Source organism: Campylobacter sp. RM15925 (assembly GCF_012978775.1).
Taxonomy (GTDB): Bacteria; Campylobacterota; Campylobacteria; order Campylobacterales; family Campylobacteraceae; genus Campylobacter_A; species Campylobacter_A canis.
This window is the reverse complement of record NZ_LIWP01000004.1, coordinates 47,175-71,849: the sequence shown is the minus strand read 5'-3', so window position 1 is coordinate 71,849 and position 24,675 is coordinate 47,175. Positions and strand designations below refer to the sequence as shown.

General features: G+C 39.3%; 26 protein-coding genes. 11 read left to right on the top strand and 15 right to left on the bottom strand.

The annotated features are described in order from the left end of the window. Positions 1–2 precede the first annotated feature (2 nt). The 4 genes from CDOM15925_RS03465 to selA all read right to left on the bottom strand — a co-directional run bounded on the left by CDOM15925_RS03465 (position 3) and on the right by selA (position 4,540). Positions 3–215, bottom strand: coding sequence for a twin-arginine translocation signal domain-containing protein (locus tag CDOM15925_RS03465; protein ID WP_169941141.1), 213 nt, complete (start codon positions 213–215; stop codon positions 3–5). A 397-nt stretch (positions 216–612) separates the two neighbouring features. Then, positions 613–1,329, bottom strand: coding sequence for a thioredoxin fold domain-containing protein (locus CDOM15925_RS03460; protein WP_169941139.1), 717 nt, complete (start codon positions 1,327–1,329; stop codon positions 613–615). Between the two features lie 60 nt (positions 1,330–1,389). Then, complete coding sequence (gene selB / locus CDOM15925_RS03455) at positions 1,390–3,213, bottom strand: selenocysteine-specific translation elongation factor (protein WP_169941137.1); 1,824 nt, start codon at positions 3,211–3,213, stop codon at positions 1,390–1,392. Continuing rightward, positions 3,206–4,540 (bottom strand): L-seryl-tRNA(Sec) selenium transferase, encoded by a 1,335-nt coding sequence (selA, locus tag CDOM15925_RS03450; RefSeq protein ID WP_169941135.1) that lies wholly within the window; start codon positions 4,538–4,540, stop codon positions 3,206–3,208. Before selA ends, selB begins: the two co-directional genes overlap by 8 nt. A 155-nt stretch (positions 4,541–4,695) precedes the next feature. On the opposite strand from selA, the gene CDOM15925_RS03445 reads away from it, so the two are divergent. Together CDOM15925_RS03445 and CDOM15925_RS03440 are read left to right on the top strand one after the other, a co-directional pair. Continuing rightward, entirely contained in the window at positions 4,696–6,366 is a 1,671-nt protein-coding gene (locus CDOM15925_RS03445) for a 4Fe-4S dicluster domain-containing protein (RefSeq protein ID WP_169941132.1), read from the top strand. Further along, positions 6,359–7,072, top strand: coding sequence for a TorD/DmsD family molecular chaperone (locus CDOM15925_RS03440; protein WP_169941130.1), 714 nt, complete (start codon positions 6,359–6,361; stop codon positions 7,070–7,072). Before CDOM15925_RS03445 ends, CDOM15925_RS03440 begins: the two co-directional genes overlap by 8 nt. A 264-nt stretch (positions 7,073–7,336) precedes the next feature. Here CDOM15925_RS03440 and CDOM15925_RS03435 read toward each other — a convergent pair whose 3' ends face one another. The 6 genes from CDOM15925_RS03435 to gltX form a co-directional block, all read right to left on the bottom strand. Next, a complete protein-coding gene (locus tag CDOM15925_RS03435; RefSeq protein ID WP_169941128.1) occupies positions 7,337–8,026 on the bottom strand; it encodes an MqnA/MqnD/SBP family protein in 690 nt (229 codons plus the stop codon). A 38-nt stretch (positions 8,027–8,064) separates the two neighbouring features. After that, positions 8,065–8,604 carry an NAD(P)H-dependent oxidoreductase gene (locus CDOM15925_RS03430; RefSeq protein WP_169941126.1) on the bottom strand — a complete coding sequence of 180 codons (540 nt, stop codon included), beginning with the start codon at positions 8,602–8,604 and terminating at the stop codon, positions 8,065–8,067. A gap of 137 nt (positions 8,605–8,741) precedes the next feature. Continuing rightward, a complete protein-coding gene (locus tag CDOM15925_RS03425) occupies positions 8,742–9,065 on the bottom strand; it encodes a hypothetical protein (RefSeq protein ID WP_169941124.1) in 324 nt (107 codons plus the stop codon). 45 nt (positions 9,066–9,110) lie between these two features. Further along, the gene (gene upp / locus CDOM15925_RS03420) at positions 9,111–9,737 is read right to left on the bottom strand and encodes a uracil phosphoribosyltransferase (RefSeq protein ID WP_169941122.1); all 627 of its coding nucleotides are present in this window, start codon (positions 9,735–9,737) and stop codon (positions 9,111–9,113) included. Further along, a complete protein-coding gene (locus CDOM15925_RS03415; RefSeq protein WP_169941120.1) occupies positions 9,734–10,990 on the bottom strand; it encodes a malic enzyme-like NAD(P)-binding protein in 1,257 nt (418 codons plus the stop codon). The genes upp and CDOM15925_RS03415 overlap by 4 nt, the downstream gene beginning before the upstream one ends. Continuing rightward, positions 10,987–12,372, bottom strand: a complete 1,386-nt coding sequence (gene gltX, locus CDOM15925_RS03410; RefSeq protein WP_169941117.1) for a glutamate--tRNA ligase — start codon at positions 12,370–12,372, stop codon at positions 10,987–10,989. Before gltX ends, CDOM15925_RS03415 begins: the two co-directional genes overlap by 4 nt. An 87-nt stretch (positions 12,373–12,459) precedes the next feature. On the opposite strand from gltX, the gene CDOM15925_RS03405 reads away from it, so the two are divergent. Continuing rightward, entirely contained in the window at positions 12,460–13,293 is an 834-nt protein-coding gene (locus tag CDOM15925_RS03405; RefSeq protein WP_169941115.1) for a peptidyl-prolyl cis-trans isomerase, read from the top strand. Positions 13,294–13,338: 45 nt separating this feature from the next. Here CDOM15925_RS03405 and CDOM15925_RS03400 read toward each other — a convergent pair whose 3' ends face one another. From CDOM15925_RS03400 to accB, 3 genes are all read right to left on the bottom strand, one after another. Next, on the bottom strand, positions 13,339–14,091 hold the full coding sequence (locus CDOM15925_RS03400; RefSeq protein WP_169941113.1) for an SDR family NAD(P)-dependent oxidoreductase: 753 nt from the start codon (positions 14,089–14,091) through the stop codon (positions 13,339–13,341). Positions 14,092–14,199: 108 nt separating this feature from the next. Beyond that, positions 14,200–15,531: an acetyl-CoA carboxylase biotin carboxylase subunit gene (locus CDOM15925_RS03395; protein ID WP_169941111.1), complete on the bottom strand. Its 1,332-nt coding sequence runs from the start codon at positions 15,529–15,531 to the stop codon at positions 14,200–14,202. Beyond that, positions 15,531–15,983 carry an acetyl-CoA carboxylase biotin carboxyl carrier protein gene (accB, locus tag CDOM15925_RS03390; RefSeq protein WP_169941109.1) on the bottom strand — a complete coding sequence of 151 codons (453 nt, stop codon included), beginning with the start codon at positions 15,981–15,983 and terminating at the stop codon, positions 15,531–15,533. The genes CDOM15925_RS03395 and accB overlap by 1 nt, the downstream gene beginning before the upstream one ends. A gap of 235 nt (positions 15,984–16,218) precedes the next feature. Between accB and CDOM15925_RS03385 the strand changes: the two genes are divergently transcribed. Beyond that, positions 16,219–17,067 carry a TIGR01777 family oxidoreductase gene (locus CDOM15925_RS03385; protein ID WP_169941106.1) on the top strand — a complete coding sequence of 283 codons (849 nt, stop codon included), beginning with the start codon at positions 16,219–16,221 and terminating at the stop codon, positions 17,065–17,067. An 11-nt stretch (positions 17,068–17,078) separates the two neighbouring features. Here CDOM15925_RS03385 and CDOM15925_RS03380 read toward each other — a convergent pair whose 3' ends face one another. Together CDOM15925_RS03380 and modA are read right to left on the bottom strand one after the other, a co-directional pair. Then, positions 17,079–17,744: a molybdate ABC transporter permease subunit gene (locus CDOM15925_RS03380; protein WP_169941104.1), complete on the bottom strand. Its 666-nt coding sequence runs from the start codon at positions 17,742–17,744 to the stop codon at positions 17,079–17,081. Positions 17,745–17,987: 243 nt separating this feature from the next. Then, on the bottom strand, positions 17,988–18,689 hold the full coding sequence (modA, locus tag CDOM15925_RS03375; protein ID WP_169941102.1) for a molybdate ABC transporter substrate-binding protein: 702 nt from the start codon (positions 18,687–18,689) through the stop codon (positions 17,988–17,990). A 169-nt stretch (positions 18,690–18,858) separates the two neighbouring features. On the opposite strand from modA, the gene dcd reads away from it, so the two are divergent. The 7 genes from dcd (at position 18,859) to pseI (ending at position 24,671) form a co-directional block, all read left to right on the top strand. Then, positions 18,859–19,419, top strand: coding sequence for a dCTP deaminase (dcd, locus tag CDOM15925_RS03370; RefSeq protein WP_169941100.1), 561 nt, complete (start codon positions 18,859–18,861; stop codon positions 19,417–19,419). Between the two features lie 132 nt (positions 19,420–19,551). Next, positions 19,552–20,547, top strand: a complete 996-nt coding sequence (gene pseB / locus CDOM15925_RS03365) for a UDP-N-acetylglucosamine 4,6-dehydratase (inverting) (RefSeq protein ID WP_169941098.1) — start codon at positions 19,552–19,554, stop codon at positions 20,545–20,547. Further along, positions 20,534–21,661 carry a UDP-4-amino-4,6-dideoxy-N-acetyl-beta-L-altrosamine transaminase gene (gene pseC, locus CDOM15925_RS03360; RefSeq protein WP_169941096.1) on the top strand — a complete coding sequence of 376 codons (1,128 nt, stop codon included), beginning with the start codon at positions 20,534–20,536 and terminating at the stop codon, positions 21,659–21,661. The genes pseB and pseC overlap by 14 nt, the downstream gene beginning before the upstream one ends. Further along, positions 21,658–22,338 (top strand): pseudaminic acid cytidylyltransferase, encoded by a 681-nt coding sequence (gene pseF / locus CDOM15925_RS03355; RefSeq protein ID WP_169941094.1) that lies wholly within the window; start codon positions 21,658–21,660, stop codon positions 22,336–22,338. The genes pseC and pseF overlap by 4 nt, the downstream gene beginning before the upstream one ends. Next, entirely contained in the window at positions 22,328–23,185 is an 858-nt protein-coding gene (gene pseG, locus CDOM15925_RS03350) for a UDP-2,4-diacetamido-2,4,6-trideoxy-beta-L-altropyranose hydrolase (RefSeq protein WP_169941332.1), read from the top strand. Before pseF ends, pseG begins: the two co-directional genes overlap by 11 nt. Beyond that, entirely contained in the window at positions 23,182–23,655 is a 474-nt protein-coding gene (gene pseH, locus CDOM15925_RS03345; protein WP_169941092.1) for a UDP-4-amino-4,6-dideoxy-N-acetyl-beta-L-altrosamine N-acetyltransferase, read from the top strand. The genes pseG and pseH overlap by 4 nt, the downstream gene beginning before the upstream one ends. Continuing rightward, positions 23,652–24,671, top strand: a complete 1,020-nt coding sequence (gene pseI, locus CDOM15925_RS03340) for a pseudaminic acid synthase (protein ID WP_169941090.1) — start codon at positions 23,652–23,654, stop codon at positions 24,669–24,671. Before pseH ends, pseI begins: the two co-directional genes overlap by 4 nt. The last annotated feature ends 4 nt before the right edge of the window (positions 24,672–24,675 follow it).

The following is a 24,675-nucleotide window of genomic DNA, read 5'->3' as shown; positions in this document are numbered from 1 at the left end:
CCTTAGTAAGCGATTTTATAGTAGTACTCCCACTCTTTGCTTTTTTGATAAAGCACCTCTTTTTTGCTTGACTTACCAAGCACTACGCCGTTAGAATCAGCTTGCAAGCTAGCCTTACTGCCGCTATTTGCGATAGCAGCGGTAGCCATCATCGTGCCGCCCACGGCGCCAATCTTTAAAGATTTTTTTAAAAAATCTCGTCTTGAGCCTTCCATCTTTTCTCCTTTCAGCTTTTAAATATATAAAAGCAACTTATCTATATTAAAAAGCAAAATTCAATTTAAAATGTTCAAAATTAGCATATTTCTAATTGGAAACCGCTATCAAATAGCGTTAAATAGCTAATTTAAGCCACATAAATATTAACTATGCAAATTTAGCATATCTTATAATTGGAAATCGTAAAGAACTGATATTAAATAATATTTTTTAAAAATCTTTAAAAATATAAAAAAATAATAATATTTATTCAAACAATGAAATTTAAAATGAGAGATTATAAAATTTAAGCATCAATGCCGAAGCGGTTAAGCGGACGAAAAAGAAAATTTAAAATTTAAGGTGGCTAAATTTGATAAAAGCCCTCAAAAAGAGAGCTTTTGTAATGAAGTGTTATTTTTTAAGATCTTGCAAATTTATTATATAAGGCACGCTTCTAACGCCTGCTGCAAGGTATTTTGTGCGAAGATCATCCATCATTTTAACCTCATCGTCGCTTACTGCATTATCCGCTACTTTATAATCCTCAGCGAAATATTTTCTTAGAATTTTGATCTTTTCGCTATCGGTTTTTGCCTTAACCGCATCTTTATATATCAAAAAGCTCTTTTGAAGAGCTGATTTATCATGTACAGGAGTTAGGATTATATGGACATTTGCCTCTTTTAGGGTTGTCTCGATCTTTTCGAGCTCCATTCTGCAGTATGGGCACTCAGGATCTGAAAACATAACATAAGTAGGCTTTTTAGAGTCGTTGCCAAGCATTATGATATTTTTCTTTTCTTCTTTATTAAACTGAGCTGCGATATTTTTAGCAGTTATCTTCTCTTTCATCTCGGCTTTATAAGCTTTTTTATTTTTTAGATCGATGATATCTGGAAGAAGCAGATCGCCCTTAGTAAACATTATCTCATCTTCGCTAAGTTTGCCGTTGCTGATATTTACTACAACCATCTCGTATTCAGGGTTTTCGGCTAGTTTTTGACGCTCCGTAACCTTAAACATAAGTCCAGGCTGAGCAATTGACTTATAAAAATCGATTATCTGCTCATTGCTGGCAGCAAATAGACTTGTAGCCGCAACTACGGACGCTAATATAATTTTTTTCATTGTTTTACCTTTGTTGAAATTTCGCTCGATTATAATAACTTTTTTTAAACGGATAGAAAATCACCCCTTCATCACTCTATCGTTTCCGTTTTTTACGATATCAGGCATAGTATCGAGGTATTCAAGATATGCGATTATGTATTTTCTGCTTAAATTCAGATGATCTTTTGCATTTGTTACATTTACGAAGCCTTCAGTTTTTATTATCTCTTTAAGCTTACTGGTCGCCTCGTTTAAAGCCTTTGAAGTTACGAAAAGATTATGCGCAAGCCTTACCACTCGCTTTATGCCCGTTAGTTTTTTAAGCGCGTTATCTCCGCTAAGCCTGTCTATCTCAAGCTCATCATAGATGTTATAAGGCGCGGCTGGAGCTAAATTTGAGCTTTCCAAAATTTGATAAATTCGCTCTTCAAGCCTTACTTTAAGCTCTTTGATATCAACCCCTGTTTTTGTATAAACGCCTTCGTTTTGAGCTATGAGGCCGCTTTTGCAAAGCTCGTCGATAGCTTTTTGGCATAGCTCCTCGCTCGCCCAAGTTAGCTTTAGACTGATACTTGAAGCCGAAAATATGGCATAAGGATTTTTTTCTATCATAAATTTTATAATCTCTTTAATGCGAGAAATCGCGCTTATATCGTAGATATTTAAGGCTTTTTCATCTACATAAACGCTTGGAATTTGCTTTGCTATATTAACCGCTTCTTCGTGCGTTAAACCAAATCTTTGATAAGAGGAGATAATGCCAAAGCCGTTTTTATGCGTGTCTTTAAGCAAAGCAAAGGCGCTTACGAAATCTTTTTTAAAAAGATGATTTAAAAATAGAATTTTTTGCGCCTTTTTCAGCGGTTCATTTACCGAATTTAAAACTCTACCGCCGCCTATCACGCGCGAATTTGCAACCAAGACGAAAGGCTCGTCAAATTTTAAAAACATATCCTTTTCAAATTTAAAAGTTACAAAACAACTATCGTCTTTTTGGCTCAAAATAATCGCTTTTGCACTTGCTGTTTGCGCTCCCACGCAAAACGTCACGCTTTCATTGTGAGTTAAATTTTTTGCATTTACGAAGCAGTCAGCCTCTCTAAATCCCCTAAAAAAGCCTTTTTTGCTTAGAAGTTGCCCCTTTTTAAGCTGATTTAGCTCAATACCTGTTAAATTTAGTGCCACGCGGCTGCCTTCATACGCGACATCAACGAAACTATCGTGAATTTGCACGCTTCTTACAAGCGCTTCTTTGCCTGAGCCGTAGTTATAGATCTTTTCGCCTTTTTTTACGCTTCCTTCTATGATGGTGCCGGTTACGACGCTACCGATTCCTTTTAGACTAAAGACCCTATCGATGTAGTAGCGAAACACGCCGTGTTCACTCTTGGTTTTTGGCTTTAAAGTAAAGAGATAATCTCTTAATTCGGCTATGCTTTGAGCGTCTTTTATACTAACTGCAAAAAATTCTAAAATTTCAAGATTTTTTAGCCTGCTTATAGCCTCTGTAACTTCAAATTTAACCTGCTCTATCCTGCTTTCATCTACCAAATCACACTTTGTTACGGCGATAATCAAAGACTTTATCTGAAGCAAATTTAAAATTTGCAAATGCTCTAAACTCTGAGGCATAAGCCCGTCATTTGCGGCAACTACAAACAAGCAAGCATCAAAGCCATACGCTCCGCTTATCATCGTCTTAACCAAGCTTTCATGTCCCGGAACGTCGATAAATGCGATATTGTCTTCGCCTCGCTTTAAATTTGAAAAACTAAGATCGATAGTTATGCCGCGCTTTTTTTCCTCTTCAAGCACGTCGCCTTCAAAGCCGTTTAGCTCTCTTATAAGTGCCGTTTTACCGTGATCGATATGTCCTGCGGTTCCGATTATGAGGCTATTCATCGCACTCTCCTAAAATTTCGTTTATCGAATTTATAAGCCTCGTTTCTTCCTTAGGCAAAACGCTTCTTAAATCAAGCAAAAACGCCCCGTTTTCAATCCGTCCGATGATATTTTTAGCTCTAAATTTCGCCTCGTTTAAATTTGCGTTACCGCGCACTTTAAGAGCAATGCTCGGTATAGCCTTATTTGGCATAGTGCCTCCGCCCACAAAAGTTTTGGTTTGCACCGCTTCAAGCGGTTTTTTAAGAGCAAAATTTATCCTAGTCGCGGTATTTTCAAGCTCATTAATGTCTTTATAAAGCTGATTAATTGTGGTTATGAGACTGAATTCTTTATTTATGTAAGCCTTTACCGATTCGCTTAGAAGCGATATTATCACCTTATCCACTCGAAGCATTCTAAGGAGTTGATTTTGCTTAAGCTTTGCTACTAGTTCGCGTTTGCCAAGGATTATGCCGCACTGAACCGAGCCAAACAGCTTATCGCCGCTAAAGCTTAGTAGCGAAACATCGCTAAATTCCCTCGCATTCGGCTCATTTTTGCCTAGATTATAAGGAAGCTCGCCGACATATCCGCTTCCAAGATCGTAATAATCAATCACTTCATGCTTTTTAGCCAAATTTGAAAGCTCGTTTATACAAACATCCTCGCTAAATCCGACTATATCGAAATTTGAACGGTGCACTTTTACGATCATCTTGGTGTTTTCACCGATAGCCGCTTCATAATCTTTTAAATTTGTCCTATTTGTAGTGCCGACCTCGCGCAATAAAGTTCCCGAATTTGCCATCACTTCAGGCACTCTAAAGCTTCCTCCGATCTCAACAAGCTCACCCCTACTAATAACCACCTCACCGCCTTTTGCAAAGGTATTTAGCACGAGAAAAACGGCGCTTGCGTTATTGTTTACGACGATTGCGTCTTCAAAGCCAAAAAGCTCCGCTAAAAGCGAGCCGACGTAATCGTATCTGTTTGAGCGAGTCCCGCTTTCAAGGCTGTATTCTAAATTACAATACCCCGTGATGACGTCCTTTGCACGCATCAAAATTTCTTCATCTATTACGCTTCTGCCTAAATTTGTATGCACGGCAACGCCTGTTGCATTTATCACGCTTTGCAAAGATGAAATTTCAAATTTTGCGTAGCGTTTTAGGATATTTTTTATAATATCTTGCAACTGATCGCAAGTTTTATTCGCTATGATTTTTTCGCGCTGAAACTCAAGTTCTTGTCTGGCAAATTTGGCTACAAAGGTTGGAATTTTATCTTTAAATTCGGGCATTTTTAAAATTTTATCTATCTGCGGTAGGCTTTTAAATTCGCTCATTTCAACTCTCCAAGTAATTTTGTTTTACTACGAGGATTGTATCATAAATTTTGCAAGAGATTTTAGCTTATATATTAAAAATAGATTTTTAAATTCAGTACTCATTAATGACATAAGTATTAAAATGCAGTAGTTTTTGATAATGGAGAATATTAATGAAAGAATTTGGCTTTTACAACGATTTTGACGACTCTTTGATGCTAAACGAGCAGATTGAAATAGCAAAAGAAGGCGAGTATCTGATCTCAAATTCGGATAAATTAAAGGCTGATATCATAGCCCCCGAGATAAATTTTTATCTCAAAAACAGTAGCGATAGCGTACTTGACAAAGCCAAAAACACGCTTTTATTATACGAAGCAAGAGCTCACGGATTTGACCTTGCAAGAGATGTCGAGCACGAAAAGGAAGTCGGCAAAAACGTCGTCATCGTAAGCAACACAGGCCGTGAAAAGCTAGCTGAAATTTTAAAAGAAAACGGATTTAAGGTTATTGAAATAACGCACTTTGAGATGAAATTCGTATATGGCGCGGCAGGCGAATTAAGCGTGATAATGCTAAGAGAAAACGACGAGTTTGAAGTTGATTGCGATTTCTTGCTAGTTGAAAACGCAAGAGATTATATGCTTAAGCAAAGCGGCTGCTACGAGATAGCAAATATGAGCGATGAGAACGTGCTAAATTTTATGCTTGAAAAAAGCCCGAAATTCAAATACAAAACGCATATTTTTTATGATTCTACCATTTGTCAATACCACGAGCGCAGACAAGAAATTTGCGGAAGATGTGCGGATGTCTGCCCTACGGTTGCGATTTTAAAAGAGGATGCGACAAAACATCTTGTATTTTCTCACATAGACTGCCTTGGATGTGGCGGCTGTATCAGCGTATGTCCTAGCGGTGCGCTTGATTACTCATATACTCCGCGTGTTGCGTTTGGAGAAATAGCAAAGATGTATAAAGGCAAAATCGCGCTGATCGTGCCTAAAAAAATGGATCTAGCAAATTTAAGCCTGAATTTGCCTGCAGGCGTGCTTCCTTTTGCCGTAGAAGGCGAAAAATGGTTGCATGAGGCGCACTTTATGACGCTTTTGCAAGAAAGCGGAGCAAGCGTGATATTTTATACCGATTTCGTAAGTCGCGGCTCAAAAGACGCCATTGACATAGTAAATCAAATTTATGAGATCAAATTCGCCCGCAAAGCGGTCTATGTCGCCATGAATGAAAAAGAGCTTAAAGACGCTCTTAGCAAAGCAACTCTAATAGAAGGCTCACAGCATTCGATTGCCGAATACGCAATGCCAAAAAGAGAAATTTTTGCCAAACGACTTGAGTGGCTTGTCGGAGATGAAAATTTAGGCGTAGTAAAAACGGGTGAAAACATAAGCTACGGCACGGTTGAGATAAACCGCGACACATGTACGCTTTGTTTAAGCTGCGTGGGTGCATGTAACGTAAGTGCGCTCGTTACGGACACCAAGACGAATTCCATAATGTTTAACCCAAGCATATGCACCAACTGCGGATACTGCGAGGTAAGTTGCGCCGAAAAAGACACCATAGTACTTAAACGAGGAGAGATCGAGCTAAAACCGGAATATTTCGTATATAACGAGCTTGCGCGCGACGAGCTTTTTGCCTGCATAGAGTGCGGCAAAGAGTTTGCGACTAAAAAAGCCGTTGAGAAAATAGCTTCTATAATGGGTCCGAAATTCGCCTCCGATCCGATAAAGCACAAGACGCTTTACTGCTGTGCGGATTGCAAAGCCAAAGTGATGGTACAAGCGCAAATAGAGATGATGCAAAAGGATATTTTCAATGGATAACAATATCACCAAAGCGCGCTCATATTTTTACGAATTTTTAGCGTTTCCGCTGTTTTTTAATACCGACAAATCAAAATTTGAAAAGTGGCTACAAAAGCTTGAGTATCTAGCTTCAACACCGATCTCCGAGCAATCGGACGAGGCGTTTGCTCATCTTAAGAAATTTGATTTTGAAACGTTTTTGCGTGAGCAAAATGACGTGCTTTTTGACTTTGCCTACTCAAACATCCCATTAAACGCCTCTTTTTATGAAGAGGGTCGTGATGACGGCGCAGCAAGGCTTAGAGTGATAGAGTGCCTTAAGCTAAGCCCGTATAGACGCGATGTGCAAAACTGCAAAGATAGCGAGGACTTCATCGGTTTTGTGTTTTTGGCGATGTCAACTTTTTTAAACGATGAATTTAGCGGTGCAAAAAACATCAGCGACAAGCTATTTTCAGGGGTTATAAATAATTTTGTAGATGAATTCGCCTTGCTTTTGCATAATCACAAAAATTCAAATTTCTTTAAAGCCTACGCTCAGATAATAGAAATTTTTATGCAGATTGAGCGTACGATACTTTCTGTTGAGGCGCCTGCTAAACCTATCGGCGATAGCGTAGCGGTGGCTTCGATGAAAAAAGAACCGTTTCAAAGCAAGATGCCTACGGCAAAAACCAAGCTTCATTGGGAAGAATTTACTCCCGTTATACAAAATGAATTTTAAGCTATCCGCTTAAAATTCATCACTTCAAAAGCTTATAAAAATTCGCTCTAGTCGAAGTTTGCATAAGCTTTAACGTCGGTGGTTTATCTTAAAAAAGAGATTTTGTAAATTTTAATTTTATTTAGCGATAAATTTATTAGGTTGCTTTTAGACAAATTTAGCTCTACTAAAAATTTAAAGCGTGTTTAATACAAGCCAAACTCAAGCCTTGCGAAGCCCGAATTTAAATATCTCGCACACCACAAATCATTTGCGCTTTAAATTTTACATTTTGGGCTGTTTTGAACGGGATTTTAGAAGTCTTGCTTCTTTAAAAAATATCCTAAGTGATTTTTGCTCCTTAGGCTCTATCTTGTAGCTGATAAACCCAAGGTACCATTTTATATCTTCTTTGCCGATGCCTCTGCTTTTAGCGTATGTCGCTAGTATATAGTTTGGAATTTTGATGTTTTGGTTTAAGAATTTCTTAGTTAGCCTTTTGTATCTACTGAAATTTTTCGTGCATGAAAATCTACCAAATACAAAAGGTAAATTTGTCCGCTCGTGCCACAGCCCGGCTAAGTCGTAAAACCGCTCGCCGCCTTCGCTAAGATAAGCTTTAAGGGCCCTATCGCCTATGATAACCTCGCCTTTGACATCTAAAATTTTAGCAAGCAAATTTGAAGAGGCAGATGCGGGATCGCTCTTTGGGAGAGAATTTTTGCGTACTAGCACGCTTTTTACATCGCGTTTTGCGACTATGCCGAAATTAAGCTTTTTATATCTTTTTTGATAGCTCTCTATGCTAGAAACAACTGCGGCATCGACTCTGCGAGCGCGTAAATTTTTATTTAAGCGACTTGGAACTCCTTTTTTAAACTCAATCGTTTTTTTGGTATAGCTTTGAAGTGGTGAGCGCTTAAGATATATGTGAAAAGGAAGTAAATTCAGATAATCAATCTTGCCAAAGATCACAAATTTCCTTCAAAATTTCAGGAGAAAACTCCTGAAATTTACTCCTCCATAGGCTCGTTTTGAAGTAGTTTTACGTATTTTTCGACGCACTCTTTTATATCATCGTCATTTGCACTGAACGAGCCGCCGTTTATAAAAATTCTATTAAATATCATCCCGCAATAATCAGCCGTGATCTGTAGAGGCAAAAGCACTTCGCTAACGGTATGCTTGATGCTACCCTCTTTTGAATAGGCAGCCTCTGCGCTTCCTAAGCTAACCACTATCTGAAGCTCTTTGCCTGCAAGCTTATTTCCGGTGCTTCCATACGCCCAGCCGTAAGTAAAAATTTCATCTATATAAGCTTTTAGCATCGCAGGAGTCGCAAGCCAAAACATCGGAAACTGAAAGACTATCCTATCGGCACTTTCTAAAATTTTTTGCTCCTCTTTTACGTTAAAAGCCTTTGTATCATATCCGTAGATAGCTTCTAAGTGCCTTACGGTAACATCATTGATAGTTTTTGCAGCCTCAAAAAGAGCCTTATTCATTCTTGAATTTTGATAATCCGGATGCGACATAATGACAACGGTTTTCATTATTATTCCTTTCAGGTGTATTTAATTTATCCGTTTTTAACATATAAATTTAGATTAATTATATCCACAATATCTTTACTAACGGCTTTAAATTAGCTATATAAACCAGATAAATTTAACCCAAAAAAGGCTACTGATTACTTCGCTTCTTCAAGTACGAAAAATTCGCCCATACTGTTTTGAAGCAAGGCATTTTGCCCCTTGATATGGATGTTTACTCTTTTATTATCAGATACTAAAAACAACCCCTTAGGAGTATCTTTCTTCTTAAGTTCATAAACATCTCCGTCGCTATCTTCCATAGTTGCGGTCTGCCAGCCGTCGCTGCTTGTTAGTTTAACCGCGTAAAATACGCTTGAAAACTGCCTTTCTTCGACTTTAGCACTAGATTTTGTCGCGCTAGAAGCAGCACAACCCGCCATAAAAACAGATAAAAGCAAACAGGCTAGAAAATTTCTCATTTTATTCCTTTTTATAAATTCATTAAATTTCACGAAAATATCTGCTTATAGTGTGTTAAACACTCTATCTCCCGCATCGCCAAGACCCGGAACTATATAATTTCTCTCGTCAAGTTTCTCGTCTATCGCCGCGGTAAAAACTTCAACATCAGGATAAATTTCACTAAATCTTTTTAGTCCCTCAGGGGCTGCGATGATAGAGATAAATTTGATATGCTTAACGCCGTTTTTTCTTAAAAATTTAACTGCATCTATAGCCGTACCGCCCGTAGCAAACATCGGGTCTATGATGATAGCAACGCGATCTTTGGCATCCTTTGGAAGTTTAGCGTAAAAAAACTCAGCCTCAGCCGTCTCTTCATTTCGCTGAAAGCCCAAAAAGCCTACGCTTGCATCAGGAATCAGCGTAAAAACACTATCAAGCATACCAAGAGCGGCGCGCAATATCGGGCATATCATGATTTTATCGGCTAGCTTTTTAGCCGTCGTATCGGCGACGGGAGTTTTGACGCTAACTTCACGCAAACCAAGATCTCTGGTAGCCTCAAATATCATCAAGTGGCTTATCTCATCCACAAGCATTCGAAATTGAAACGGCTCTGTCGAGATATCTCTTAAAATGGCCAGCTTATGCTCTATTAGCGGATGAGATATGAGCTTAACGTTTTTCATACTATGCCCTTTGCAAGTCTAGCCGTATAAGCGTTTATATCGAAATTCTCAACTCTTGCCACACCGTCTTCGATAGCGGCTTTTGCAACGGCAGGAGCAACGGCCGTTAAAACACGCTTATCAAAAGGCTTTGGTATGATGTAATCCTTACCGAATTTTAACTCATCCTCGCCTGAAGCCCTACAAACCTCCTCAGGCACGGGCTCTTTTGCCAAGTCGGCTAAAGCGCGGGCAGCCGCCATTTTCATATTTTCCGTTATCTTTCTGGCTCTTACGTCAAGCGCTCCGCGGAATATAAAAGGAAAGCCAAGCACGTTATTTACTTGATTTGGATAATCGCTCCTGCCCGTTCCCATCATGACATCGCTTCTTACTTCAAGAACTTCTTCGGGGAAAATTTCAGGCGTCGGGTTTGCAAGAGCAAATATAATAGGCTCCGGATTCATGCTTTTTACCATATCTTTTGTAAGCACTCCCGGCTTACTAAGACCTAAAAACATATCCGCACCTTTAACGGCGTCAGCCATAGTTCTATCGCTTGTTTTTATGGCAAATTCTTGCTTTTCGGCGGTCAGATCGTCTCTTTCATCATGCACTACGCCCTTGCTGTCTATCATCACGATATTTTTAGCGCCAAGCAGTCTATACATCCTAGCGCAAGCTACTCCCGCAGCGCCTGAGCCGCTTACTACGATCTTAATCTTTTCTATATCTTTGCCTGAAATTTCAAGCGCGTTTATAAGACCGGCGCTCGTTATCATCGCCGTTCCGTGCTGATCGTCATGCATTACGGGGATATCAACGGCTTCTTGAAGCTTCTTTTCTATCTCGAAGCATTTTGGAGCTTTGATATCTTCTAAATTTATACCGCCAAAGGTAGGAGCAAGCGCTTTGCAAATTTCAACTATCTTATCCGGATCTTTTTCGTCAAGCTCGATATCAAAGGCATCTACGTTTGCAAATTTTTTAAACAAAACAGACTTGCCTTCCATGACGGGCTTACCCGCTACGGCTCCTATATCGCCAAGTCCAAGTACCGCCGTGCCGTCGGTTATGACGGCTACTAAATTCGCTTTATTGGTATATTTATATGCAAGTTCATTATCCGCTTCAATCGCCTTGCAAGGCTCTGCAACACCGGGAGTGTAAGCCATGGATAGATCCCTTGCACTCTCGCACGGAGTTTTTACGTTGATCTCTATCTTGCCGCCAACGTGATAAGCTAAACTCTCCTCTTTCGTTACATGTGTCATTTCGTTTCCTTGTATTTTATTATATTTTCTATTCTTTTTTTTATCTCCGCGCTTCCAAGTACTTCAAGTACTTCAAATATCGAAGGAGAGACGCTTGAGCCCGTTAAACTCACTCTTAAAGCCTGAGCCAGATCTTTTAATTTCAGACCGTTTTCTTCTAAAAATTTAGTAGTTATCTCCTCATAGCCCGCAGCGCTTAGATCATAAGTTAAAATTTCTTTAAATTTAGCCAAAATTTCAAGGCTTTGCTCGGTTATAAATTTGCCAAAAGCTTTTTCGTCATAAACGCTTGGCGCATTGATGATAGTCTTTGCGCTTTCGCTCATCTCAAGCAGAGTTTTAGAGCGCTCTCTTAGTGAATTTAGCAGAATTTCGCCCTTTGGCATAGCCTTAAAATCCACTCCAAATTCAAGCATATCCTTAGCCAGCCTATCGTAAGGCAGAGTTTTGATGTAGTGAGCGTTTAGCCACTCAAGCTTTTGTGCATTATATGTGCTTGAGGATTTGTTTATATGGTGGGGATCGAAGTATTTAAGCATATCTTCCATGCTAAAAATTTCATCATCTCCATGACTCCAGCCAAGTCGCACTAAGAAATTTAAAAGCGCTTCAGGCAGATAGCCCATACGTTTATACTCCATCACGTCCGTTGCTCCGTGACGCTTACTTAGTTTCTTGCCGTCTTCGCCGTTTATCATCGCGACGTGAAAAAATTTAGGAGGCTTAAAGCCCAGCGCATCGTATAAAACAATCTGCTTTGGAGTGTTTGAGAGGTGATCATCGCCTCTTATAACGTGAGTTACGCCCATAAGCATATCATCTATAACTACCGTAAAGTTATATGTAGGCGTGCCGTCGCTTCTGGCGATAATAAAATCATCCAAGATATCTTCGGCTCTAAATTTAACTTCGCCTTTTATGCCGTCATCTATCAAAATTTCGCCCGTCAAAGGCGCTTTTATGCGTATAACAGGATCGATTCCTTCAGGCGGCACACCCGTAAAGTCGCGGTATCTGCCGTCATATTTAGGACGCTCTTTGCGCGCTTCTTGTTGCGCTCTAAGCTCATCAAGCTCCTCTTTGCTCATATAATCCTTATACGCCTTTCCCTCTTCAAGCAGCTTTTTAACATACTCTTTATATATATCAAAGCGCTTTGACTGATAAGTAACCTCTCCGTCATAATCAAGCCCACACCAATCAAATGCCTCTTTTATAGCGACGGTAGCTTCTTCGGAGTTGCGTTTTAAGTCGGTATCTTCGATACGAAGTAGAAATTTCCCGCCGTTTTTCCTAGCGTAAAGATAGCTATAAAGCGCAGTTCTAAGTCCGCCTATGTGTAAATACCCTGTCGGACTCGGGGCAAATCTCGTAACTATCATAATTTTGCCTTTATTATCAATCTTAAAAATTAAAATGTTATAATTGCGGATAATTATATTTACTTTAAACTTAAATAAGGGTTTTATATGTCTAAAAAGATGTTTTTTCTGGCTTTTTTACTCAGTGCAAATTTCGCTTTTTCGCAACAACTAGTAAACGGACTGGCGGCCATAGTAGAAAACGAACCTATAACGATGTATGAGGTTTATAAAACTTCGCAAATTTTAAAAACAGATGAGAAAAGCGCTATAAATTTTTTGATCAAAGATAGACTCGAGCAAGCGCAGATAAAAGCTTTAAACATCGACGCAAGCAGCTTTGAGATAAATGAAAGAATGCAAAAAATTGCACAAGAAAACGGTGTAAATTTAGCCGATCTTAGCAGCGTACTATCGCGTCAAGGAATAAACTATAGCGATTTTAAAGAGGATGTCGCAAAGAGTATCAAACAAGAAAAGCTCTATCAAAACATCTTCAAAGACGCAAAAGTAAATGTTAGCGAAGAGGGAGCGAGGGCTTATTTTGAGCAAAACCCTAGTCAATTCGTAAAATTCGCAGAGGTTAAAGCAACAAGATATATATCCGGACAAAGAGAGCTTTTAGAATCTATTCAAGATTCGCCACTAAGCGTAAATCCTGCCGTAAAAACCGAAATTTTAGAACTTAAAAGCGAGCAAATTCCGCCTCAACTAAGACAAATTTTTGAGATGACAAAAGACGGTTCATTTACTCAAATTTTCCAAACGCCAAGCGGATTTGAGATGTTTTTAGTTAGTTCAAAATCAGGCGTAACGATGCCAAGATTTGAAGACGTAAAAAACGAAGTCATAAGTAGCATATATAGACTCGAAGAAGAGCGTGTCATAAGCGAATACTTCAACAAACTTCGCGCCAGAGCAAATATAAAAATGCTTAGATAGTTCTTTAAGAGTGAAATTTAAGCTCAAATTTCACTCTTTTTAAAATTATCTAAAAACATGAGCGAATATCGGCTCGCTTAGCTTAAATTCAAAACTATTTCTATCTACTAAACCAACGCATTTATCGCTATCATAAAGCTTAAGCAAAAATTCCGCCATCTGCTTAGATGAGTGATATCTCTTAAAATTTGCGTCATAGTCGTATTCGTCTTTGTCGGTTGCTCTCATGCCGAATTCAGTCTTAGTGGCCGCAGGAGCTAGTACTTTAGCCTGCATTTTAGCGCCGTTTGCTCTAAGTTCATGATATAGCCCCTCGGTAAACACGCTTACGTAAAATTTGCTAGCACAATACGTCACTGCGTTTGGCACGATGCTGTATCCTCCGGTTGAAGAGATATTGACAAGCTTGGCAGGTTTATCAAAATAATCCCTTGCAAAAAGAGTTGAAAAGATAGTAAGAGCCTTGATATTTAGATCTATCATCTGCTCGGTTTTGTCTAAATTTTGCGAACCTACAAGGCTATAATCGCCAAAGCCTGCATTATTTATCCAAGCTTTAATATAATAAATTTTAAGTTCGTCATAAATTTTATGAACATTTTTAGGATTCGAGAGATCGCAAATTTTAGTTATCACTTTAAGATTGCCAAAATCGGCTAAAATTTCAGCCTTTAAGCTATCTAAAAGTACTCCGCGCCTAGCTATAAGCACTAAATTCTCGCCACGCTTTGCAAAAGCTTTGGCGACTTCATATCCGATACCCGAGCTAGCGCCCGTTATAACGATATAAGAGTCCATTTTGTCTCCTTGTATGGTTTAATAGTTTAAAATAATAAACAGCCTTAGTCTTAGCAAGCAGAAAAGATTTTCGGCTTTGCAGATAAACAAAGCCGAATTAGTGCAATTTTAGTGTTTAGATAAGTAATTCGTATCGTAATTATTGTTGATAAAATCTTTGTTTTCCATCATTCCTATATGAAAATCTCTAGTAGTTTTTATACCGTGTATGACAAGCTGCTCAAGAGCCACTTTCATCTTGTGGATTGCTTTGTTTCTATCCTCGTCCCACACGATAAGCTTGCCGATCATGCTGTCATAATAAGGCGGTATAGAGTAATCCTGATAGATATGGCTATCCATACGCACGTTTCTACCGCCCGGGCAGACGTATTTGGTTATCTTTCCCGGACTTGGCGCGAAAGTGTTTGGATCCTCAGCCGTTATTCTGCACTCTATCGCGTGTCCTTTTAGGCTGATACTCTCTTGGCTAGGAAGCTTTTCGCCTTCTGCGACTTTTATCATAAGCTCGATGATGTCAAGTCCGCTTACCATTTCGCTTACGCAGTGCTCAACCTGCAAGCGGGTATTCATCTCGATAAAGTAAAAGTCCAAATTTTTATCAACTAAAAATTCAAACGTCCCCGCACCCTCATAGCCTATGGCCTTTGCCGCTTTGATTGCGGTTTCGTGAAGTCTTGCACGGGTATTTTCATCAAGCAAAATAGCAGGGCTTTCTTCGATTAGCTTTTGATGTCTGCGCTGCATAGAGCAATCACGTTCGCCGACGTGAATAACATTGCCGAATTTATCGCCAATGATTTGAACTTCGATATGACGTGGGTTTAGGATGTATTTTTCCATATACATTGTTCCGTCGCCAAATGCGCTCATGGCCTCGCTTTCAGCCGACCAAAACGCCTTTTCGATATCTTCTTCTTTCTCAACCACTCGCATACCGCGACCGCCACCGCCCGCGGCAGCCTTTAAGATAACAGGATAGCCGATTTTTTTGGCTAGCTCTTTGGCAGCTTTCGTATCCGAAATAGCTCCGTCAGAGCCAGGTATTACAGGCACTCCCGCTCTTTGCATCATCTGTTTTGCTTTGCTCTTATCGCTCATTAAAGCCATAGCCTCTACGCTAGGGCCTATAAATTTTAGATTGTGATGAGCGCAAATTTCAACGAAATTTTGATTTTCACTTAAAAAACCGTATCCCGGAAATATCGCATCGGCTTCGCTTATCTCAGCAGCGCTGATGACTGCAGGGATGTTTATATAGCTGTCGCTTGAACGCGGTCCGCCTATGCAGATAGCTGCGTCTGCGTATTTCACATAAAGGGCATCAGCATCGGCGGTAGAATAAACCACGATAGCCTCTTTGCCCATCTCTTTGATAGTTCTTAGTGCGCGCAGTGCTATTTCACCGCGATTTGCGATTAAGACTCTTTTGATTTCCATTAAATTTTCTCCACTCCAAATAGCGGCATCGCAAATTCAACAGGCTGTCCGTCTGAAACCAACATCTCGGTGATAGTGCAGTCAAATTCCGCTTCAATCTCATTCATTATCTTCATGGCTTCTATGATGCCTATTACATCGCCTTTTCTCACCCTTTGTCCTACTTTTACAAACGGCGCCGCACCGGGACTTGGAGCTACATAAAATGTCCCTACCATAGGCGATTTGATACTCTCTTTTGCACTTGTAGTTTGCTTAACTTCAGAGCTTACTACTACATTTACGGGTGTTGGAGCCGGAGCGGGCATTGGAGCGGGCGCGGGCTTAGGAAGCTCGCAACAATCGGCGAATTTTTCAAGCTCGACTTCAAAATCTCCACTTTTAATTTTGATACGATTCATATCCATTTCGTTAAAAAACTCGATCAACTCTTTGATGTCTTCTTTTTTCATAAAGCTCTCCTAAAAATTTTAAGCTAATTAGGGTATTGTATCAAAAAAATCTAAAACTTCAATTTGTTTAATCTTATATTCATACCAACGGGCTTTAGTTGCATACTCAAGGAGTGACAAATAGTGACATTTAATACAAAATGCGGCTATAAACCAATATTAATTTTTGATTTTAAAATAAAATTTAGCCTAAATATTGAATAATCAAATTTCATATTAAATTTAAGGAAATTTCTTGGCAAAGATAGCTATAAACGGTACAAGCGGCTTTGTGGGCAACTACTTGACTGATTTTTTAAAGTCAAAACACGAGATAGTGCGCATACCAAGAGGAATTTATAACGACATAAAACAACTGCAAGACAAGATAGAAGGATGTGATGTCATAATAAATTTAGCAGGTGCAAGCATAGCTAAAAAATGGAGCGAATCATACAAAAAAGAGCTTGTATCAAGCAGGCTAGATACGACGATAAATTTAGTAAAAGCTATGCAGAATTTACAAAATAAGCCAAAAATTTTTATCAGTACTTCGGCTGTAGGCATATATAAAACAGGCAAAGAACACGATGAAAGCTCGCAGGAATTTGACGACGGGTTTTTAGGAGAACTTTCTAAAAAATGGGAAGAAGAGGCGCTTAAAGCCAAGCATCTAGGCATCAAAACGGCTATTTTTAGGATATCGGTAGTTATCGGCAAGGGCGGTGCACTAGAAAAGATGCTTCCAGTTTTTAAACTTGGTCTTGGCGGAATTTTAGGCGACGGTAAACAAGGATTTTCATGGATAGATATAAACGATCTGGCAAGAGCTTATGAGTTTGTATTATCAAACGAGCTTGAAGGTATATACAACCTCTCTTCGCCAAATCCCGTATCAAACAAAGAATTTACCGCCGCTCTTGCTAACGCTCTAAAACGACCGGCTTGGTTTAAGGTGCCAGAATTCGCACTTAAGCTTAAATTCGGCGAAGGAGCTAAGATACTAACCCAAGGGCAGAAAGTATATCCTAAAAATCTACTTCAAAACGGATTTAAATTTGACTACGCAAAGATAGAAGATAGCTTAAAACATGCCTTAAGCTAGCTAAATTTAACTTACACGCCGGTCTTTCTTGCTTCAAGCAAATTTATAAATCCAAACATTGCTAGGCTTAAGACAACCAAAATAAGGCTTAAAATGAGTGCGCGTTCGTTTTCTCCGTCATAAACAGCGTTAAAAATCGCAAGCGAAACGGTGTCTGTCTTGCCTACTATATTTCCGCCAAGCATGAGCGTGATACCCACTTCGCCAAGACCTCTTGCAAGCGCTAAAACAAGGGCTGAAATGATGCTTTTAATGACGTTTGGCATTATTATGAAAACTGCTATTTCAAATTTATTCTTGCCAAGGCTCTGCCCCGCTTCAATAAGACTTTTAGGCAGACTTTCAAGAGCTGCGGATACGGGCTTAACCAAAAGCGGAAGCCCTGCTAAAAACGAAGCTATAACAAGAGCGCTGAAACTAAAAACTATCTGTAAATTTAAAGCCTCTCCCAAAAACGAGTTGCGCCCCAGCAGATAAAGCAACAAAAATCCCGTCGCAATCGGCGGAAATATCAAAGGAAACATAACCAAAGCCTCAAGAGCCGGCTTAAATTTGCCCTTATAAAATGCTAGAAAATAGGCTATCGGAAGTCCGATCAAAACAAGACAGACAAAGGTTATGCAAAGCGTTTTGGCACTTAAAATCAAAGGGTGAACTAACCAAGAAAACTCGCTCAAATTTTAAACCTTTTTAGTTTTCATGCATAAATTTAGCTTAACAAAAGCTAGAAATTTTATCTTAAATCCTTTATTTGTAACGCAAATTAATTTAAATTTACCAAGCCGCGTAAATCTATTTTTAAACTCTCTTTTGATTTTAAATTAATCAAATTTGCAAATTTCGCTCAACTAGCAAATCTTAAAGCCTTAAATGCTATATAAATTTTGCCTTTATAAGCGACAAATCAAAAGATCAAGCACTCACTTTAAACCGAATTTTGCAAAAATTTCTTTTGAACGCTCGCTTTTAAGCTCATCTATAAATTTAGAGCAATCTACGTGTTTTTCACATGCCGCAAGCTTGGCCGCACTTATAAAAACAGGACTATAAAGACTCTCATCTACATAAATCACCGAACCGAATTCATCTCTTCTAGCCTCAGCTTCGGTCGAATTTATAAATCCCGCATCAACTTCACCGTTAAGCACGTAAGCCACTACTTGAGGAACGCCTGCTACGGCAAGCATCTTTGAGCCCACCTCTTTTTCTAAGTTCGAATTTTTAAGAAACTCGGTAGTGCGAATTCCGTAAATAGCTTTTTTAGCATCAGGCATCGCGATACGCTCAAATTTCAAGATATCCTTGATATCATTTATCATTTTTTCTTTGGGAGTTACAAGAGACAAAGTGCCTTTTCCAAGACGTTCGTAGCCCTTTATCTCAAGCCCGCTTTTGTTTAAAAATGCCTCATCGCCTACTATCACCGCCATCTTGCCTTCTGCTGCTTGGATAGTGATTTGCTTGATGTTTGCAAAGGCAGCTTCAACATTTACGCCGTCTTTTTTAAGGTTTTCGATAACTGCCGTTACGGGCTTTTTGTATCCGCCGCCCGCACCCACAAGTAAAGCATCCGAAGCAAGTGCAAAACAGACAGTAGCCGCTAAAAATAAAAATTTTTTCATGCTGATCCTTTTAGTTTTAAAATTTCGCAAATAATATAAAATATATACTTATATACTAATAAAATAGGCTTTATATCGATATTAATTTAAATTTTATATTTTAAATTTACAAAATACTTCATGCGGCGCGAATATGATATAATTAACAAATTTAAAATAAGGAAAAAAGATGGGTCTAAAAAGCGATAGATGGATACGAAAAAAAAGCTTAGAAGAGCGCATGATAGTGCCTTTTTGCGAGGAGCAAGTAGGCAAAGGTGTCGTAAGCTACGGAGTTAGCAGCTACGGATATGACATAAGAGTCGGAAATGAGTTTAAAATTTTTACAAATGTGGGCGGCACGGTCGTAGATCCAAAGAATTTCGACGAGAAAAACGTGGTTGATTTTGTTGGCGATGTATGTATAGTGCCACCAAATTCCTTTGCGCTTGCTCGCACGGTCGAGTATTTTAATATGCCTGATAACGTGCTAGCCATCTGCCTTGGCAAAAGCACCTACGCACGCTGCGGTATCATCGTAAACGTAACGCCGTTTGAGCCGGGATTTAAGGGACATATCACGATTGAAATTTCAAACACGACCCCGCTTCCGGCTAAAATTTACGCAAACGAAGGCATAGCGCAAGTTTTATTTTTAGAAGGCGATGAGCCATGCGAAGTGACATACGCCGATAAAAAGGGTAAATATCAAGCTCAAGAAGGTATAACACTGCCTAGAATTTTGAAATAAATTTTGGCTTTAAAAGCAGGTTTTAAATTTTAAGTTAAACGTGTAGTTTAGCTGATAAAAACCGCGAGATAAGCTAAATTTTGGTATATATTTTGCTTAAGCTTTATAAAATAAACTTTTTAGGAAATAAAGATGTTTAACGGAAAAAATATTTTAATCACCGGCGGAACGGGAAGCTTCGGCAAGAAATACACCGAAATTTTGCTTAAAAATTTTAAGCCAAAAAGGCTAATTATATACTCAAGAGACGAGCTTAAGCAATACGAAATGGCTCAAGTTTTTAAAAATCCCGCAATGAGATATTTTATCGGCGACGTGCGAGATGAAAAGAGGCTAAAAACCGCGATGGACGGGGTTGATTTTGTCATTCACGCAGCCGCGATGAAACACGTTCCCATAGCCGAATATAACCCGATGGAGTGCATCAAAACAAACATCAACGGCGCTCAAAACGTCATTGATGCAGCCTTTGCTTGCGGAGTAAATAAAGTGATCGCACTATCAACGGATAAAGCTTGCAATCCTGTAAATTTATACGGAGCCACAAAGCTTGCTAGCGATAAGCTATTTGTCGCGGCAAACAACATAGCAGGCAGTAAAAAAACTCGCTTTAGCGTCGTAAGATACGGCAATGTCGTCGGCTCTCGAGGCTCGGTAGTGCCATTATTTAAAAGACTCATTCAAGAAGGCGCAAAAGAGCTTCCTATAACGCATGAGCAGATGACGAGATTTTGGATCACTCTTGAGCAAGGAGTAAATTTCGTTCTTAAAAATTTCGAGCGCATGAAGGGTGGAGAAATTTTCATACCTAAAATTCCCTCAATGACTATGCTTGATCTTGCCAAGGCTCTTGCTCCAGAGCTTAAAGTCAAAATCATAGGCATAAGACCGGGAGAGAAAATGCACGAAGTGATGGTTGGAAAAGACGATGCGCACCTAACTTACGAATTTAGCGACCACTACGTGATAAGCCCGTCCATTCAGTTTGCGACTATACAAGACTTTTCGACAAATGCGCTTGGCGAAAGAGGCAAGCTTGTAGAAGACGGGTTTGAATACAGCTCAAATACTAATAAAATTTGGCTTGATAAAGAGGGTCTTTTGGAGATGATAAATGATAGCTTATAGCAAGCAACAGATCACAAATAGCGATATAGCAGCCGTTTGCGAAGCTATGCAAGCGGAAATTTTAACAGGCGGAAATAAGGTGGCTAAATTTGAAGAGGCCATTTGCGAATATGTCGGAGTAAAACACGCAGTAGTAATGAATTCGGCAACTTCTGCGCTTCACGTCGGATATCTTTCTCTTGGCGTAAAAGAAAACGACGAGGTCATAACTACGCCTTTAACCTTTGCGGCAACGGCAAACGCAGCTTTAATGGCGGGAGCTAAAGTTAAATTTTGCGACATCAAATTTGACGGAAATATAAACGAAAACAAGCTTTCTGAGCTAATCACATCAAAAACAAAGGTCATAGCTCCCGTTGATTTTGGCGGAAATAGCGTAAACATAATAGAGATCATGAAAATAGCTCGCGCAAAAGGCATAAAAGTGCTTGATGACGCCTCACATGCGCTTGGTAGCACCATAGAAGGAGTTAAAGTAGGCTGCCATGCGGACGCAAGCGTGTTTAGCTTCCATGCAATTAAGCCTATCACTACTTTTGAGGGCGGTGCGCTTGTAACAAACGACGACGAGATAGCCAAAAAAGCGCGTCTGTATAGAAGTCACGGAATTTCTAAAACCGAACTTTGGCACAGCGATATGAGCCTGCTTGGATACAACTACCGCCTAAGCGACGTAGCTTGCGCGCTAGGGTTAAGCCAGCTTAAAAGACTTGACGAGATGATCGAAATTCGTGAAAATATCGCTAAATTTTACGATGAAAGATTTGATAAAAATCCATATTTTAGCCTCATAAAAATCCCTGAAAACAAAAAAAGCTCGCGTCATCTTTATCCGATCTTGCTTTTTAGCAATCTTTGGAATTCAAAAGAGGAAATTTTTAAAGAGCTTCATTTAAGAGGTGTCGGCGTGCAGGTGCATTATAAACCGACTTATCAGTTTAGCTTTTATACCAAGCTTTACGGAGAGATCGAGCTAAAGACGGCGGAGGATTTTTACAAAGCCGAACTTAGTTTGCCGTGCCACCAAAGCATGAGCATGGATGACGCAAAATTCGTAGCCGATACTCTACTTGAGGTGCTTAGCGAATTTGCAAACCAAAGGCGCGATATATGAATCTTTGCGTCATACCCGCAAGAGGTGGAAGCAAGCGGATACCGCATAAAAACATCAAAGACTTTGCGGGCTTGCCGCTCATTGCTCACAGTATAAAAAGTGCGCTAAATTCGGGCATTTTTGACGAAGTAATAGTAAGTACAGACGATGAAGATATCGCAAGGATTTCGCTTAAATTCGGCGCAAAAGTGCCGTTCATGCGAGAAGCGAATTTAAGTGATGACTTTGCGACTACAAGCGATGTCATGAAAGACGCCTGCCTTAAAATGGGCGAAAATTTTAAAAACGTCTGTTGCCTTTATGCTACGGCTCCGCTTTTAACGGCTGAAATTTTGCGTGAGGCTTACGATAAATTTCAAGATAATAAGTGTGAGTTTTTATTTTCCGCTTGCGAATTTAGCTTTCCTATCCAGCGTGCAATCAAGCTTGATGAAAAAGGCGCGGTAAGCATGTTTTATCCGCAACATCTAAGCACTCGCTCGCAAGATTTAGAAAGAGCTTATCACGACGCAGGGCAGTTTTATTTCGCAAAACGCGAGGCTTGGCTTGAGCAAAAGCCGATATTTGCGGCACACTCTAGGGCATTTATCCTGCCAAGACACTTGGTGTGCGATATAGACACGCTTGCAGATTTTGAGTTCGCGCAAAAACTTTATAAAATCAATCATGAGCTTTGAAAAACTTGCAAATTTAAAAACCTTAATTAGAGCCGATAGCTCCGTAACTATCGGACACGGACACATTAGGCGAGATCTTGTTCTTGCAAAAAAATTCAAAGACATCAGCTTTGCTTGCATAAATTTTGAAGGCTCGCTCATAAACGAGATAAATTCCCCTGTTTTTACTCTTAAAACAAACGATTTAGATGAGCTAATAAGTCTTATAAACACTCATAAATTTGAACTTCTTGTCGTTGATCACTACGGCATTAATTACGAAGATGAAAAGACGATAAAAGAGGCTACGGGAGTTAAAATTTTAAGCTTTGACGATGAGTATAAGCCCCATTTTTGCGATATTTTATTAAACGTAAATATATTTGCCAATGCTAAAAAATATGAAAATTTACTGCCTCCCGCTTGTGAAATTTGGTGCGGGCAAGAATTTATGCTGGTAAGAGATGAATTTTATCAAGAAAAAAAGATAAAAAGAGAGAAAATTTATGATGTTTTTATCGCACTTGGCGGAACTGACAGCAAAAATTTGAGTGCAAATTTAGCGCTTAAACTACTTGAAAAAAATTTAAAAATAGCCCTTGTTACAACAAGTGCCAATGCAAATTTAAATGCGCTTAAAAAGCTTGAGAAAAGCTATAAAAACCTAACTCTTTTTATCGACTCAAATCAAATCGCAAGGCTAATGAACGAGAGTAAAGAGCTTATCATTTCGGCAAGCTCTCTTGTAAACGAAGCGCTTGTTTTAGGCGCAAATTTCAGCGCGGTTATGGTTGCAAACAATCAAAAACAGATGTATAAATGGCTTATTGAAAACGGATATAAAGCCTATACAAGCGAGGAGATATGATCCGTCTTATAAATTTTACCGAGCTTACAAAAGAGCAAAAGATGATGGTTTTTGATTGGCGAAACGATGAGCGAGTAGCGAAATTTATGCGCTCAAGAAATATAAACTTAAAAGAGCATCTTAAATTTATCGACGGATTAAAAAGCGCTTCTGATAGACTTTACTTTTTGGTCGAAGAAAATGGCGAGTTTATCGGTGTGATCGACTTTATAAACATAAGTGATGAGAATTGCGAATTCGGACTTTATGCAAATCCGAATTTAAAAAATCAAGGCGCAAAATTAATGCAAATTATAATTAACTATGCGTTTAGCGAGCTAAAGGTTTTTAGGCTCAATTCATGCGCTTATAATTTCAACGAAAAAGCCATTGCGCTTTATGAAAAATTTGGCTTTGAAATTTATGATAAAGATGATCAAATGAGCTATCTAAGGCTTACAAAAGCAAATTTACAAGGCAAAACAATATGAAAATAGGAAATTTTGATACGGATAAAAGAGTATTTATCATCGCCGAACTCTCAGCCAACCACTCAGGAAGCTTGGAAACGGCGATTGAAACCATAAAAGCGGCTAAACGCGCCGGAGCCGATGCGATAAAATTACAAACATATACTGCCGATAGTCTTACGCTAAATTCTCAAAAAGAAGACTTTATGATACGAGGCGGGCTTTGGGACGGACGAAATTTATACGAGCTTTACGAGCAAGCCATGACTCCCAGAGAGTGGCACGAGCAGCTTTTTAACACTGCGCATAAGGAGGGCTTAATCTGCTTTTCAAGCCCATTTTGCAAAGAGGATGTGGATTTTTTAGAGCAATTTAACCCGCCCGCTTATAAAATCGCCAGCTTTGAAGCGGTTGATTATGATTTTGTAGAGTATGTCGCGAAGAAAAACAGGCCAATCATCATATCAACAGGCATCGCAACTCACGAAGAGATCGCGGATATAGTGCAAATTTGTAAAAATGTCGGCAATAGCCAAATCGCTCTTTTAAAATGCACTTCAAGCTATCCTGCGCCGTTAAACGAGATGAATTTGCTAAATATACCTACTATGAAGGATGAATTTGGTGTGGAAGTCGGCTTTAGCGATCATACTTTAGGTATCGTTGCGCCCGTTGTAGCGGTGAGTTTAGGTGCGCGCATAGTTGAAAAGCATTTCATACTAAATAAAGACGTAAAAAGCGTAGATGATGCATTTTCTCTCGATGAGGCCGAATTTGCACAGATGGTAAAAGCGGTGCGAGACGCCGAAGCCTTGCTTGGTAAAAGCAAATTTACTTCAGGTGGAGAAAATAGAAAATTCGCTCGCTCGCTCTATGCAAGTAAAGATATAAAAGCGGGAGAAATTTTTAGCGATGATAACGTAAAAAGTGTGCGTCCAAGTTACGGGCTTCATCCTAAATTTAAAAAAGAGTTGATAGGAAAAACGGCAAAAAGAGATATAAAATTTGGTGAAAAAATCATACAAGAGGATCTATAAAAGG

Excerpts from the sequence above, each read along its gene's own strand:
- CDOM15925_RS03465 (WP_169941141.1), bottom strand. The coding sequence starts at position 215 with ATGGAAGGCTCAAGACGAGATTTTTTAAAAAAATCTTTAAAGATTGGC.
- CDOM15925_RS03460 (WP_169941139.1), bottom strand. The coding sequence starts at position 1,329 with ATGAAAAAAATTATATTAGCGTCCGTAGTTGCGGCTACAAGTCTATTT.
- selB (WP_169941137.1), bottom strand. The coding sequence starts at position 3,213 with ATGAATAGCCTCATAATCGGAACCGCAGGACATATCGATCACGGTAAA.
- selA (WP_169941135.1), bottom strand. The coding sequence starts at position 4,540 with ATGAGCGAATTTAAAAGCCTACCGCAGATAGATAAAATTTTAAAAATG.
- CDOM15925_RS03445 (WP_169941132.1), top strand. The coding sequence starts at position 4,696 with ATGAAAGAATTTGGCTTTTACAACGATTTTGACGACTCTTTGATGCTA.
- CDOM15925_RS03440 (WP_169941130.1), top strand. The coding sequence starts at position 6,359 with ATGGATAACAATATCACCAAAGCGCGCTCATATTTTTACGAATTTTTA.
- CDOM15925_RS03430 (WP_169941126.1), bottom strand. The coding sequence starts at position 8,604 with ATGAAAACCGTTGTCATTATGTCGCATCCGGATTATCAAAATTCAAGA.
- CDOM15925_RS03425 (WP_169941124.1), bottom strand. The coding sequence starts at position 9,065 with ATGAGAAATTTTCTAGCCTGTTTGCTTTTATCTGTTTTTATGGCGGGT.
- upp (WP_169941122.1), bottom strand. The coding sequence starts at position 9,737 with ATGAAAAACGTTAAGCTCATATCTCATCCGCTAATAGAGCATAAGCTG.
- CDOM15925_RS03415 (WP_169941120.1), bottom strand. The coding sequence starts at position 10,990 with ATGACACATGTAACGAAAGAGGAGAGTTTAGCTTATCACGTTGGCGGC.
- gltX (WP_169941117.1), bottom strand. The coding sequence starts at position 12,372 with ATGATAGTTACGAGATTTGCCCCGAGTCCGACAGGGTATTTACACATA.
- CDOM15925_RS03405 (WP_169941115.1), top strand. The coding sequence starts at position 12,460 with ATGTCTAAAAAGATGTTTTTTCTGGCTTTTTTACTCAGTGCAAATTTC.
- CDOM15925_RS03400 (WP_169941113.1), bottom strand. The coding sequence starts at position 14,091 with ATGGACTCTTATATCGTTATAACGGGCGCTAGCTCGGGTATCGGATAT.
- CDOM15925_RS03395 (WP_169941111.1), bottom strand. The coding sequence starts at position 15,531 with ATGGAAATCAAAAGAGTCTTAATCGCAAATCGCGGTGAAATAGCACTG.
- accB (WP_169941109.1), bottom strand. The coding sequence starts at position 15,983 with ATGAAAAAAGAAGACATCAAAGAGTTGATCGAGTTTTTTAACGAAATG.
- modA (WP_169941102.1), bottom strand. The coding sequence starts at position 18,689 with ATGAAAAAATTTTTATTTTTAGCGGCTACTGTCTGTTTTGCACTTGCT.
- dcd (WP_169941100.1), top strand. The coding sequence starts at position 18,859 with ATGGGTCTAAAAAGCGATAGATGGATACGAAAAAAAAGCTTAGAAGAG.
- pseB (WP_169941098.1), top strand. The coding sequence starts at position 19,552 with ATGTTTAACGGAAAAAATATTTTAATCACCGGCGGAACGGGAAGCTTC.
- pseC (WP_169941096.1), top strand. The coding sequence starts at position 20,534 with ATGATAGCTTATAGCAAGCAACAGATCACAAATAGCGATATAGCAGCC.
- pseF (WP_169941094.1), top strand. The coding sequence starts at position 21,658 with ATGAATCTTTGCGTCATACCCGCAAGAGGTGGAAGCAAGCGGATACCG.
- pseG (WP_169941332.1), top strand. The coding sequence starts at position 22,328 with ATGAGCTTTGAAAAACTTGCAAATTTAAAAACCTTAATTAGAGCCGAT.
- pseH (WP_169941092.1), top strand. The coding sequence starts at position 23,182 with ATGATCCGTCTTATAAATTTTACCGAGCTTACAAAAGAGCAAAAGATG.
- pseI (WP_169941090.1), top strand. The coding sequence starts at position 23,652 with ATGAAAATAGGAAATTTTGATACGGATAAAAGAGTATTTATCATCGCC.